This is a genomic window from Stygiolobus sp. RP850M (assembly GCF_037389295.1).
In the GTDB taxonomy this organism is placed as follows: Archaea; Thermoproteota; Thermoprotei_A; order Sulfolobales; family Sulfolobaceae; genus Stygiolobus.
Genome location: NZ_JBBHKU010000026.1, coordinates 5001 through 18476, shown reverse-complemented (window position 1 = coordinate 18476; position 13476 = coordinate 5001). Strand labels below are relative to the sequence as shown.

The window sequence follows — 13476 nt, the reverse complement described above, 5'->3', positions numbered from 1 at the left end:
AGCACGTAAGTTTCAAAGCACAGATTTATTTTTTCAAACGTAATCAACTATCCGATCCTAGATGAGTGAGAAAAAGTCAAACGAAATTGTAGTTGGAAGGACAAAAAGTGTAGAAGACTACGTGTTAGATATAATAAGCCTCTTTAACCAAGGCTCCCAAGAAGTGGAAATAAAAGGGAACGGCTTTGAGATAAACAAAGTAGTTGACATATACAACCAACTCGTGGACAGACTTAAAGAGGGAGTAAAACTCGAGAAAGTAGACATAGGAAGTGAGGTAAAAGACAAGAGAAGGGTGTCATACCTTCTCCTCAAGCTCAGAAGAGTTTATTAAGGGTCTTACAGCACTGCTGACCTCAGCGAACAAATCTCTAACAAACACGTCAAGTTTTAACGACCCCTTAGAGATCTTGTCTATTGTGTCCAACAACAACCTAGTTCTGTTTTCGCTTACGAAGTCCGAAAAGTTATTACTTAACACCTCATAAGCCTTCATACCTCTTTTAGAAGCTAACAGAAAATACCTCTTTTTAGTCTCCACAACATAACCGTGTTTAACTAGAGAAGATACGGTCTTTGCGTAAGTACTCGGTCTACCTATGTTCTTCTCCTTCATGATCTTTATCACATCTGCATATCCCAACAGAGTTACCGATGAACCCTTCTTGATCTCACTCGCTACTTTACTCTCGTCTAGCACAAAGACCCTTAAAGGATAAATTTGAGAGAAACCACCTTCGACCTTTATCGGTACCTCTACCAATTCCTCAACCCCTTCCTTCAACACTATCTTGACCTTTGCATAAGTTACCCTAGTACTTTTCATTTGACTCGCAATAAACCTCCTGAAGATCAGGTCATAAACCTTAAAGTGAGCCCAAGTAAACTTTACGTAATACTTAAACGGGTTTTCCTCAATATCCCTCTGCAAATCGTTTAAATCCATGGGGTTTGTAGGTCTGATACCCTCATGTGTACCACTCTCTCCCCAACTCCTTCCTTGGAATTCACTTTCCAAGTTCACCTTACTTAAGTACTCCTTAGCAATACCGATACCTAAAGGTGAGATGTGACTACTATCCGTCCTGTGGTAAGTGATCAAACCACTTTCGAACAATTCCTGAGTGATCCTCATAGTGACAGGGGCACTTAACCCAAGCCTATTATAAGCATCTATGAGGAGGGAATCAGTAGTGTAAGGCGGTAAAGGCGTTACCTCTTCCACTCGCTCCCCTAGTTTGTAGACTTTAACGTTTAAACTCTTAACGAATTCATCAGCTTCAGCTTTACTCTTGAATATTCTCTTAATGCTATAGTTACCGATCTTTACGTACACTACCCAGCTCATGTTTCTCTTATACTCCTCAGTCCTCTGGACGATCCACCCTAAGACTGGTCCCTGAACCCTACCGCTCCCGTTGTTTTGATCTCCGATTACAGACTTTAATACACTGCTCAACTCAAACCCTATCCATCTGTCCTCAATCCTCCTTGCTATTTGTGAATCAACGGCGTTATAATTAAACCCTGACTTATTCCTTATTGCTTCCAGAATGGCACTCTTAGTTATCTCATGGTACGATACCCTATACACATTCTTGTTGTACGGACTGACCAAGGCGTATAAGTCAAAGGCTATCTTCTCCCCTTCTTGGTCGGGGTCTGTAGCAATATAAACTTCATCCACGTCAGAGCTCAATAGCCTAATCGCGTTAATGATCCTTTCTGAAGAAAACAGTAATGAGGAACCACAATACGGGCACGTATCTGCCCTCCTTGTGACAGTCTTCTGGCAATTGTAACACTTGTATATAGGAGAATAGTTTACCCTTATCCCGTCTTCCAATTCAACTCCATGGTATCCTATACTCTCAGTAGTCAAATCGGTTACATGTCCTTTAGATGCTACAACATTGGATACTATTACATTATTACCGTCTATAATTATAGTCTCGTAAACAGGAACTCCGTAAAGCTCCCTCCTTACGCCTCTACTGAAAATTCTGGAGATGGTTTTTGCTTTAGTCGGCGACTCAACTACGATTAACGCGGTCTTTAGGTTAAGGCTTCTAGACTTTCCCTCCCTACTCTCTCTTATCTCCTTCTTTAAGTCGTCTAAGTCCAGTTCCTCAATACTCTTAAACACAGCTTCCCCTGAGTAACTCCTTACTCTCTTTATCAATAACTCAAAGAGGTCCCTATCGTCCACCATTACCACACTTAGACCCAAGGTAAAACCGTTATTAAGGATCCTACTCGCCCTTCCCGAACCTTGTATGTATGTAATCGCATCGGGGATCAAGATGAAATATTTCCTACCCTCTCTCCTGACTATGAAGTTATCCAGTTTCAACACTTGCAACTTCCTCTCCTTGAGCGAATCCACTACTTCCTCCTTCAACTTCATCAAATAGACGCGTAATTCCTCCAATTTACCGTTCAGGCTCTCGGAGTTCCTCAGGGCAAACTTTAAGGCTTGTACTTCAGACTGTGATAATGTTAGTAACTTCCTCCTGAGTAAACTCACGTCCAGAGACAACCCTTCTGCTACCCTAAGGGTAGTGAATGGATTATTTAGAGATTCCTCTAGGGGCAACTTAGTCTTGGGAACACCGTAAAAGATCACGTATTTCAGCCTCTTAGGCTCGTCCAGTCCCCTTACGGTCACACCGTAATAACTCGCCGATCCTACTAAGTAGTCTACCTCTCCCGAGGAGAACTTGTCCATGAACTTTCTTCCCGATATAGCTTGAATAGCCCTAAACCCCTTCCCGTTAAGCTCTTCAACTATTTTCTTAACCTTACTCCTACCATAGTCTTTAGAGACTAAGATCAAAGCCCCTTTATCGTTTATTTTTTCCAGTAATCCTACCATATCTAACGAGTTATAGTAAGAGTCTACAATATTCCTACTGTATATCTGGACAGTAGAAGGCTCGAACCCAGCTAAAGTCCTTAACGCTAACTGCTTAGCCCCTTTTGGTCTCAGAGTTGCGCTAGACACTACAAACTGCGACGTGGGTCTCCAAGAATAAACCTCAGCCTCAAGCTCCCTGACTTTCACCATGAGTTCTTTATCCTCTTTCGCTGAGACTATCCTCTTCAGCTTTACCAGTTGCACTGCTTTGTCAAATACTTCAGGAGGTATTTGGAGAATAGTGGCAACCCTCTCGGTAGTCTTCCCGCTTTTTAATATCATATCAGCGTCGTCAACGATGACTACCTTAGGCTTTATCTCAGCGTAAGTCTTAGTGTTTCTATTAACTGAGTAAAAGGTAGTTACGTTAATCTTTCCTTCCTCTGCATTACCGCAGGAGACCTCTGGAGTGATAGCCTTTAACCTCTGACAAATCTGATCTTTAAGGGAGTTTGTAGGCACTATGAATAGTGTGGTTTCCCCTCTATAAACTGAGTAAACCATCAAAGTCGTGGTCTTTCCTATCCCAGTAGGGGCTGAAAGGGAAAAGCTCTCTCCCCTTATCAATTTTCTCAACCAATACTTCTGCAAAGGCCAAGGGTCTTTTCCTACTACTTTCCTGAACAGTTCAGACAACTCTTCTAACATTTCCAAGTTATAATATAGTTCTGCATAGCTCTTCAACGTGCCATTCTTAACTAGCAAGTCGTAGATCGTCTTAACGTCTAATTCCTTCGCGTATCCGGGTAAACAGGACTCGCAAGGTAAGCCCTTTAACAGTCTGTCAACTTCAATCGGGCCATTACAATTGGGGCAACCGAATAAGTACCTAATCTTAACCATGCTAAATGTTGCATTTGTAGAGTATGATTTTATAAAACGTAGAAGTAGGTGATATCGTGGCGTCTAGCTTAAATACTAAGTTTATCCACTTCACTCTCTTAGATAACTTTATTACCTTAGTAAGTATCTGATAATGCGATTCGGGTGATATATGTGAGCACCGCCGCAACTCCAAGTAATGTAGTATTAGTAGGTAAAAAACCTGTAATGAACTATGTATTAGCAGCCCTAACCCTACTAAACCAAGGTGTAAGTGAAATAATAATAAAGGCAAGAGGCAGAGCAATCAGCAAAGCCGTAGACACTGTAGAAATAGTTAGGAATAGATTCTTACCAGACAAAATAGAGGTTAAGGAAATAAGGATCGGTAGCCAGACCGTAACAAGCCAAGACGGTAGGCAGTCCAGAGTTTCAACAATAGAAATAGCTATTAGGAAGAAGGCATAAAGGTAATAAAGCGTTTTTATCCCGCGCTTTTCTTAGACATAATTTTAATTATTACGGCGTAAATAATATCTTTAGAATACTATGAGTTCCTCACAACCATCTTATAAAGTAGAATTTGAAGGCAAAGCAAAAATAGGAGAGATCATGGGAGGCTTTGTACCAATACAGCTTAGACCTGAAGACTTGTCCAGCCCACTCTCATTCCAAATGGCGTTGAGCAGAATATACGAGGAATTAATGAGATCTTTAAACCAAGGACCATCGAAAAAATATGTGGCGGAAGTGAAATTTACAGACTCTTTAGGAAATCCCGTAGTAGTAGGAGTTGATTTCGGTCAAAACATCCCTCCCCTTAGCAACAAAGAAGTTAAAGTCAAGATCACTATCGAATTCTACGACGAAGAGTAGCCCTCCTTCTCAAGTACTTAAAAGATACGTCTAACATATACTCTTCCCACGGGATAACTCTATACCTTAACTCCCCGGTTTTTACAAGGATCCCAGTCTTGTAAAAATAACGAATAACGTTAATTGTTACCTTCTTTGAAAAATAAGGAGAAAGGTAATCAATAGCCTCGCCTAAGTTGAACTCATTAACACCGAACTTCTTCTCGAGCAAATAATAAATTACGACCTCCCTCTTCTTCAGCCATCTCATCTTGATCACTCAACAGCCTAGTTACTCATCATAATTCAGACCTTACAAGTCCTTTCATCGAACAATTATTTATAAACACGTAGTTTTAAACTTAACATAACACAATGCCCTACGTGGATAAAAACGATAAAATTTGCAGACCAGGAGAGAAAAGCAAGATAGAAATAGGGGACATTATACTAGTACACCCGGCACTACTAAAGATTAGGGGCTACATAATTGAATTCCCTCCACTCTCTATAATCTCGCCAAGTTGTAAAGAAGAAATGGAGACACCGAACTGGGTAGAAGGGTACACAGTTACAGGAAAAGAAAAGGTATTATTTCTAGAAGGAAAAAAAGAAATAGAAGGGGAAATAGAGGTAAAATGCCCCAGGTTTTTACCCGCGATAACACTCAAACATGCCCTAGGCAAGGTCAAACTCAAAATAAACGATGAAAGATTTGACGGGATCGTACTTGTCGGGATAAACGAGCTACCCATCCTCCTCCTTAAGGCGGGACAAGTCACCGTGACTACAACACAACTGAAAAACTACTTAGAACCTTTAGCCTACTCTGTCTACTATTACATCTCGTCTGAAAATAACGAGTCTTCATAAATTATTTCCTTTCTCTTCACGGCTTGGTACTCCTCAGCTGTACCCTTAGTAACTAATTCGTAAAGCCTTGCTTTCTTCCCGTTGCTAGGTCTTAACAACCTTCCCAACCTCTGTATGAACTGCCTCCTAGAACCAGTCCCCGTCACTATTATTCCTACGTTAGCATCTGGAATATCTAACCCCTCGTCTCCCACAGTAGTCAGTACCAAAACACCGCTCTTTATACCCTTAAAAACTGACAAAACCCTTTCTCTCTCACTCTTACTCATCTTCCCCGTTATGAGGAAAGCTTTGAGTAAGTTAGCGATTTCTTCAGCCTGCTCCACATACTGAGTGAATATCAGGATCTTGTTACCCTTTTCCTTCTCCACTATCTCCTTAACCTTCTCCACTTTTTTCTTAGCCAAGTTAGTCAACTTTTTTAACTCGTTGTACACCTTAATAGCCTCAACAGCGTCCTCCTCACCTTTCTTTACCAGTTCGAGTAATTGTGAGACTTTCCTACCCTTAGCCAAGCTCCTGAACTTATTCAAGAGCTTATTATATTCTAACTTCTCTTGAGGAGTTAGCTCAACCTTAACTTGGATAATTTCGAAAGGGGCAAGAAAGCCCTTCTGTATCAACTCCTGAGGGGTCTTGAAGTATATTAACCCGCCCATCAGCTTAAACAACTCCTCGTGCTTACCGTCTTCCCTAACCGGGGTCGCTGATAAAGCCAACCTCCTAGAAGCAAAGGAACTCAAGGCAATTACCTTGAACTTATCTGCGGGTAAGTGATGAGCCTCGTCTATCACGAGGACTTCGAACTTGTCAGCCAACTCCCCCATATGCCTATAAGCCGTATGGTAAGTGGTAACCGTGATCGGTTTTACGTTCTTTTCCCCAGAATAATACAGACCTACCATCGATTTTTCCACGTCAGTAAACCTAAGGATCGAATCCCTCCACTGCATCATCTGCACCTTAGTGAAAGTCACAACTAATGCTGACTTTTTAACGTAAGCAATAGCCCCTATCCCGATTACTGTCTTTCCCGCACCGGTAGGTAATGCAATTACACCGCTCCCCTTTTCCAACCAGACGTCAAGTGCCTCCTTTTGGTACTCCCTCAGCTCCCCTCTGAAGTTGATGTTGACGTCTTTGACCTTTAACTCCAGATCCTTTACCTTAAGCCCGTTCTCCTCAAAACGCGTCTTCAAGAAGTTATAATAGTAAGGGTACGTCTCAAAGACCTTTTTCCCTTTATTGTACTTCAACACACCCTGCTCATAGTAGTCCTTAACTAAGTCCATCAAGTAGACGTGAGGCTTTATTATTACCTTTTCTCCCCTCAAGTAGAACTCGACGTCGTAATTAGGTAACTCCTTCTCCAGTTCCTTCAACACCCCCTCATCAACTTCTACGCCTATCTCTTCAAGTAAACTCTTTATATCGTCAAGCTTCAGCCTGTTTTTCTTAGCCCTTTCCGGGTCTATTACGAAGACCGACCCCTTTTCCGGATCCCTGACTACGAAACGTGAGAAGGTTAACAACTTCTTGAAAGTCTCTTCATCTAACCAACGCTGTATGTAAAAAGTCTTCAAGCTCACCTTTGATCACTTCAACGTAAATAACACTTTCAGATCTAACACTATTTATGTATTCCGATAAATTAATTATCTCGTAAATAAAAATGGTATTACCAAACCTGGTGTTGAACACACAACAATAATTCAGGTAATTAGCTTCGATCTTCTCCGGTAAAACCAAATAAACACCCTTTACCTCCCCTTCGTAAGGGTTGACATGTAAAACCAACCCATGACCGTTGGAAAGAGTAAAGCCCAAAAACTCCTTCCCTAGCTCTTCAGCCTCACTCAAGCCCAAAAATAAGCCTTCCTCGAATCCCCTCCAAGGGGCTAACTCAAGAAGCTCCTTAATCCTCACGGACTATTTTTAACTCCCCATGCTTAAATTATCTTTGTGTACTCTCTCCTACTCTCTACTACAAACACAATGGAAAACGCGAAAAAAATAGCTAAAACCTTAGTAGACGAAAGGCTAGCTGCATGCGTGAACATAGTTCCTTACATAAAGTCGTTTTACGTATGGGAAGGGAAGACAGTAGAAGACGATGAGATCCTAGTCATTATCAAGACCACAGCGGAAGCTAAAGAAAAAGTGATAAAAAGGGTAAAAGAACTTCACACGTACCAAGTCCCTGAAGTCATAGCGATCGACTTTAATTCCGGCTTACCTGAATACTTACAATGGTTAACCGAGAGTGTGAAAAAAGATGGAAATTGACGATAAACTCCTCAAAAAATTACAAGCCCTAGCCCTAGTAGAGATAAAAGGTCAAGAAAAAGAAAAAATTAAAAGAGACCTACAGAACATATTAGAATTCTTCAACAAGATTAATCAATTAGATCTCGCAAATGTAGAACCCCTATTCCACCCGCTCTCCTCAGGCAAACTCAGGAAAGACGAGCCAATAGAGCCGTTGAATAGAGAGGAAGCACTACAGAACGTAAAGAGAAAAGAAGACGGGTACATAGTAGGTCCCAGAACATACGGTGATTAAAGTGTTCACACCAGATGAGAAAACAGCAGAAGAATATGTAGATAAAACTTACGAAAGGATAGAAAGAGTCGAAGGAAAAGTCAGGGCGTTTATAACGTTAAGGAAAAAAGAAGAAGTACTCAAAGAGGTAAAGGAAGCAATTAACAGAAAACAAGGGAGATTAAAGGGCGTGTTAATAGCCGTAAAGGACAATATCTCCACTAAGGGGGTAAGGACTACTTGTGCATCGAGGATGCTGGAAGACTACGTTCCACCTTTCGACGCTACCGTGATTCAAAAACTCAGGCAAGAAGGTGCTGTGATCTTGGGAAAGACGAACATGGACGAGTTCGCCATGGGCTCGACAACCGAGACCAGTTACTTCGGTCCCACACACAACCCGTGGGATTTGGAAAGGACTCCAGGAGGATCTTCAGGGGGTAGCGGAGCGGCTTTAGCTTCCGGGGTAGTAGACATAGCTCTGGGTAGTGACACGGGTGGATCTATAAGGGCTCCTGCAGCTTTTAACGCAGTCTTCGGTCTAAAACCTTCCTACGGTACCGTGAGTAGATACGGTTTAGTAGCTTACGCCAACAGCCTCGAACAGATAGGTCCGATGGCTAAAAACGCCGAAGACTTAGAACTTCTTTATTCAGTGATCTCAGGAGAGGACTGGAGGGACGCTACCACCATCTCTCAATCTCCTCCTAAAACCGAGGCAGACCTAAGCAAGACCAGGTTCGCGTTGCTCAAGAACATCTTGGACGCCTCCCAGCCAGAGGTACAGTCAGTGTTCAAAAAAGCAATAAACAAGCTCTCCAGTGAAGGGGCTACGATTGAGGAAGTAGAGTTAAAGTACTCCGACTACGCCCTTCCTACATACTACATCATAGCCATGTCGGAAGCCAGTTCGAACCTAGCCAGGTTTGACGGTGTGAGATACGGTTACAGTAAGTACTACGAAGGAACTTGGAAGGAGACCTTTGCGAAAAACCGCGGCGACGGCTTCGGGATCGAGGTAAAAAGGAGGATACTCTTGGGTAGCTTCATTCTCAGTGCGGGCTATTATGATCAGTACTACTTAAGGGCACTAAAGGTCAGGAGGTTAATAAAAGACGAAATAGACTTAATACTAAGCAAATACGACGTGATCCTCTCCCCCACAATGCCCGTCCTCCCACCGAAAATAGGGGAAGTCATAGACGATCCAGTGAGGATGTACGCCATGGACTTAAACACGGTGTTAGCTAACTTAGCAGGGATCCCGGCACTCTCCCAACCTGCAGGCTTTTATAACAACCTACCTGTGGGCTTACAAATGATGGGCAAGTACCTATCTGACTACTACCTCATTTCACTCTCAAAGTCCATAGAAAGAGTTCTAGGTTATCACGACCTTACGGCTAACCTTTAAGTTTTTTACCTCACACTCATACTTGAGTCTAATGGAAAGTAAACCCACCTTCAGGATCGATACGCTCAGCGTAATCATGAAAGAACTCGAGAAAGAGAAATACCACATAGTGGGCAGTCACTCCGTTTACAAGAAGTGCCACTGGACTCACGAAGCCCTCACAAGCGGTAGGTACTGTTATAAAGGTAAGTTCTACGGTATTGAAAGTCACAGATGCGTACAGATGTCCCCTTCGGCAGCTTGGTGCTGGTTCAGGTGTGTACACTGCTGGAGGCTCGAGCCAGAAGATATAGGGCTTGAATGGGACGAGACTAAGATACCAATAGAAGACGATCCGGAGATAATAGCCGAAAAGAGTATCGAAGAACATATGAGAGCAGTCTCGGGTTATTTCGGCAGAGAAGGAGTACCTAAAGAAAAGGCTAAAGAAGCAACTATGCCCAAACACGTAGCAATAAGCCTTACCGGCGAACCCACACTCTACAACAGGCTGGGAGAACTTATCAGTGAGTATCATAAGAGGGGGATGACGACGTTCCTTGTCACCAGCGGTGTGAGACCCGACGTCTTGGCCAGCCTCGAAGAAGAGCCCACACAACTCTTCTTATCCTTACAAGCCCCTAACGAGAAAAAACACAAAATAATAAACCGTCCCATAGTAGCAAACTCTTGGAATCTCGTAATGGAGACCTTAAAGATACTACCCAGCTTCAGCTCCCCCACGGTAATCAGGATGACCATGATCAAGGGCTTCAATATGAGTGAAGAAGACGCAAGAGAGTTCGCAAAGCTCATTGAGTTATCCCAACCCACTTACATAGAGGTAAAAGCTTACATGCACGTAGGTCCCTCGACTTACAGGCTGACTAAAGATGCGATGCCCAGACACAGCGAAGTGAGAGAATTCGCAAAAATTTTATCAAACTACACGGGATATAAACTCTTGTCCGAACACGTGCCCAGCAGGATAGTACTACTCAGCAAATTAGACAGACCCATACAGATCGGGAACGCGTGGAGTGAAAAGTGGGACTGGTCTACAAAAGACGTAGAAGACGATATAAGCGGAGAATATAAGGAAGCTGAACAAGATTGTTCGGAGGGTGTGAGTTGAAAAGAACTTAACATCTCTTGTGAGGTAATCAGGATCCTAAAGGTAGCCTTAAACAATACCATAACGCAACAAGACATAGCCAAGACGCTAGGTGTATCACAACAGACTGTGTCTAGGAAGTTGAAGGAATTAGAGGACAACGGTATAATAACGAGGGTCATATCTAAGGAAGGGGAAACAATAAGGCTTACGGAAGAAGGAGAGAGGGCTTTCAGCCATTGTGTTAAAGACTTAGAGGAGATCCTGAAGATAAGCAGAATCATAAAGATCAAAGCCAAGGTCACTTCAGGGCTCGGTGAAGGCAGATTCTTCTTGTCCCTACCGTACTACGCCGAGTCCTTTAAGAAGTTCCTCGGATTCGAGCCCTACCCCGGGACATTAAACGCTATAATATATGACAAGAACTCGATGGAGAACAGAATACTCCTCGACGCAAGTAAGGGTATAGTAATCCCCGAACATAAGGAACCGAATAGAGTTTTGGGCAGCGTAAAAGCGTTTCCGGCTAATGTAAACTCCGTATCGCCTGCTGCTATCGTAATTCCGGCTAGGACAACCCACCCTAAAAGTGTAATTGAAGTGATCTCACCCTACTTCTTAAGGGAGAAATTGGGGCTTAAGGATGGGGACGAGATAGTAATAGAAGTGTTCTTGTGACATAGGGGTCGGACTTTCATTGAGGTTTCATTAATTTGTATTCATCCTCTCGTCCTGATGCCCCTTATTTCCCTCCCCATGCCGTCTACGGGAGTTAAACTACTCCCTTCAAGGACATAGGGAGCCTCATCGAACCCATCCTCTCCCTCGCATTGCTCATCGAGTTCACTGTAGGGCTTTCTTCACATTTCAGTACGTAACTACAAAATTTATAAACTTTCTATAGAAGAGCTAGGAATGTTAAATGATATCAAATGACATAAAATTCACGGTTTATCTGAAACTGTTGTCAACGGCAACCTCGTTTTTTACTTAAAGGGTTAAAAATCCCACGTCTGCCGGTTATAATTGTGCTCACCTCACAGCGTAGCGGGATACACGATGGCGGTTTATGCGGGTTAAGTACTTCGTATAGCGATAGGTTTAACCTCGGTAAGGGCTTAAAAAGAGTAGTCTAAAACTCTTCCTTATCGTAGGTCGATCGCGTATACCTGCACACATGTATGCATTGTGTACTTCTTGGGAGATTTGGTCGTAGTGATGCGTTACTGTTGATCCCGTTTACTGTGTCTTGTGCAATATTTCCAGATTTTTAAATTCCGCACCCGAACCAGAATAAAGTTTCAATTAATAATAAACTGGGATTAAGGGCTGAAAGTCTCACCTTTTATGGCAGACCACTAGAATAAGGCAAAAACAGACGGCGGAGTTAAGCAAATACTGCCCAAAAAGACGAAAAGGCTAGGGAGAAGACCAACAGAGCGAGAGGTTATAAAGCTTTAAGTTAAGTAGGGTAATGCTTCTTAGAAGTCATAAAACCCCTATGAAGACATAGACGAACAAGTTAAAGCTACAGTCCAATGTGCATGTGGAAAAAGCTTACTTGTCCTATTATGAAGAAATTAAGCCCCTCTAGTAAATCGTTATCTCTCTTTTTTACGGTTAAACTAGCAGTATCCTATCAAGGTACCGGCATTCGAGCTACCGGGTTTACTTATAAAACGCAAAATAAGGTCTGAAAAATATAAAATATTAAGAGTCGTTCTAGGATCAAAGCGGGAATATACTATCTAATCTACCTCAGCCCTTTCAAAAGTCCCTTGTACTAAAATGTGAAATTAACGTGGGGTATTTACTTAGGCAAGTAAAAACCTCGGACACGAAAAAGGCGAAATTTTACTAGTACACAACCATTACTTATAAAACTCACCGACGTTAGATCACGGCTATAGGATCAACTTACCGCTAAGTAAGCTTTAAATATAGTTTATGTATAAGATATATTTCGCGGACGACCCCGCGGGGGAAACACTTCCGCGGGGGACTCACGCTTACTAATGGAGGGGCAAGAAAGCCGGGGTCAAAAACCCCTTGCTGGGGATAACCTCGGTCATCTTGCCTCTGACAGAGGAGAGCCAGAGGGTGGTGAAAAGCTCTCCCGCCCCGATTCCGGTTGATCCTGCCGGACCCGACCGCTATCGGGGTAGGGCTAAGCCATGGGAGTTGTACACCCCCGGGAAGGGGGTGTGGCGGACGGCTGAGTAACACGTGGCTAACCTACCCTCGGGACGGGGATAACCCCGGGAAACTGGGGATAATCCCCGATAGGGGAAGAGTCCTGGAACGGTTCTTCCCCTAAAGGGCTATGGGCTGTTCCCGCTCATAGCCGCCCGAGGATGGGGCTGCGGCCCATCAGGCTGTTGGCGGGGTAAAGGCCCGCCAAACCTATAACGGGTAGGGGCCGTGGGAGCGGGAGCCCCCAGTTGGGCACTGAGACAAGGGCCCAGGCCCTACGGGGCGCACCAGGCGCGAAACGTCCCCAATGCGCGAAAGCGTGAGGGCGCTACCCCGAGTGCCTCCGAAAGGAGGCTTTTCCCCGCTCTAATAAGGCGGGGGAATAAGCGGGGGGCAAGTCTGGTGTCAGCCGCCGCGGTAATACCAGCTCCGCGAGTGGTCGGGGCGCTTACTGGGCCTAAAGCGCCTGTAGCCGGCCCACCAAGTTACCCCTTAAAGACCCGAGCTCAACTCGGGGACTGGGGGTAATACTGGTGGGCTAGGGGGCGGGAGAGGCGGGAGGTACTCCCGGAGTAGGGGCGAAATCCGTAGATACCGGGAGGACCACCAGTGGCGGAGGCGTCCCGCTAGAACGCGCCCGACGGTGAGAGGCGAAAGCCGGGGCAGCAAACGGGATTAGATACCCCGGTAGTCCCGGCTGTAAACGATGCGGGCTAGGTGTCAGACGGGCTTAGAGCCCGTCTGGTGCCGCAGGGAAGCCGTTAAGC

Annotated in this window: 13 protein-coding genes and 1 rRNA gene (1 of these 14 cut by a window edge); 10 read left to right on the top strand and 4 right to left on the bottom strand. The window is 44.0% G+C overall.

The features are described from left to right. Positions 1-61 precede the first annotated feature (61 nt). Entirely contained in the window at positions 62-334 is a 273-nt protein-coding gene (locus WIW52_RS02195; protein WP_156005867.1) for a DNA-binding protein, read from the top strand. Here the strand turns inward: WIW52_RS02195 and rgy are convergent. Further along, positions 299-3760 (bottom strand): reverse gyrase, encoded by a 3462-nt coding sequence (rgy, locus tag WIW52_RS02190; RefSeq protein ID WP_337708322.1) that lies wholly within the window; start codon positions 3758-3760, stop codon positions 299-301. The genes WIW52_RS02195 and rgy overlap by 36 nt on opposite strands. Positions 3761-3913: 153 nt before the next feature. Between rgy and albA the strand changes: the two genes are divergently transcribed. Continuing rightward, positions 3914-4207 (top strand): DNA-binding protein Alba, encoded by a 294-nt coding sequence (albA, locus tag WIW52_RS02185; protein ID WP_156005863.1) that lies wholly within the window; start codon positions 3914-3916, stop codon positions 4205-4207. 81 nt (positions 4208-4288) lie between these two features. Then, entirely contained in the window at positions 4289-4615 is a 327-nt protein-coding gene (locus WIW52_RS02180) for a hypothetical protein (RefSeq protein WP_337701131.1), read from the top strand. Here the strand turns inward: WIW52_RS02180 and WIW52_RS02175 are convergent. After that, the gene (locus WIW52_RS02175; RefSeq protein ID WP_337701133.1) at positions 4590-4865 is read right to left on the bottom strand and encodes a hypothetical protein; all 276 of its coding nucleotides are present in this window, start codon (positions 4863-4865) and stop codon (positions 4590-4592) included. The genes WIW52_RS02180 and WIW52_RS02175 overlap by 26 nt on opposite strands. Before the next feature lie 104 nt (positions 4866-4969). On the opposite strand from WIW52_RS02175, the gene WIW52_RS02170 reads away from it, so the two are divergent. Then, on the top strand, positions 4970-5467 hold the full coding sequence (locus WIW52_RS02170; RefSeq protein ID WP_337708320.1) for a hypothetical protein: 498 nt from the start codon (positions 4970-4972) through the stop codon (positions 5465-5467). Here WIW52_RS02170 and WIW52_RS02165 read toward each other — a convergent pair. After that, entirely contained in the window at positions 5434-7056 is a 1623-nt protein-coding gene (locus WIW52_RS02165) for a DEAD/DEAH box helicase (protein WP_337701137.1), read from the bottom strand. The two genes, WIW52_RS02170 and WIW52_RS02165, sit on opposite strands and share 34 nt — an antisense overlap. Then, positions 7016-7393 carry a hypothetical protein gene (locus tag WIW52_RS02160; RefSeq protein WP_337701139.1) on the bottom strand — a complete coding sequence of 126 codons (378 nt, stop codon included), beginning with the start codon at positions 7391-7393 and terminating at the stop codon, positions 7016-7018. The genes WIW52_RS02165 and WIW52_RS02160 overlap by 41 nt, the downstream gene beginning before the upstream one ends. Before the next feature lie 36 nt (positions 7394-7429). Between WIW52_RS02160 and cutA the strand changes: the two genes are divergently transcribed. The 6 genes from cutA to WIW52_RS02130 form a co-directional block, all read left to right on the top strand. Then, complete coding sequence (gene cutA / locus WIW52_RS02155; RefSeq protein ID WP_337701140.1) at positions 7430-7753, top strand: divalent-cation tolerance protein CutA; 324 nt, start codon at positions 7430-7432, stop codon at positions 7751-7753. After that, positions 7743-8030, top strand: a complete 288-nt coding sequence (gatC, locus tag WIW52_RS02150) for an Asp-tRNA(Asn) amidotransferase subunit GatC (protein WP_337708318.1) — start codon at positions 7743-7745, stop codon at positions 8028-8030. Before cutA ends, gatC begins: the two co-directional genes overlap by 11 nt. Continuing rightward, on the top strand, positions 8023-9423 hold the full coding sequence (gene gatA, locus WIW52_RS02145; RefSeq protein ID WP_443295440.1) for an Asp-tRNA(Asn)/Glu-tRNA(Gln) amidotransferase subunit GatA: 1401 nt from the start codon (positions 8023-8025) through the stop codon (positions 9421-9423). The genes gatC and gatA overlap by 8 nt, the downstream gene beginning before the upstream one ends. 31 nt (positions 9424-9454) lie before the next feature. Then, the gene (gene twy1, locus WIW52_RS02140) at positions 9455-10537 is read left to right on the top strand and encodes a 4-demethylwyosine synthase TYW1 (protein ID WP_337701146.1); all 1083 of its coding nucleotides are present in this window, start codon (positions 9455-9457) and stop codon (positions 10535-10537) included. Between the two features lie 60 nt (positions 10538-10597). Next, positions 10598-11194, top strand: coding sequence for a DUF120 domain-containing protein (locus WIW52_RS02135; protein ID WP_443295465.1), 597 nt, complete (start codon positions 10598-10600; stop codon positions 11192-11194). Positions 11195-12640: 1446 nt separating this feature from the next. Next, positions 12641-13476 (top strand): 16S ribosomal RNA (locus tag WIW52_RS02130); it runs 657 nt beyond the window's last position.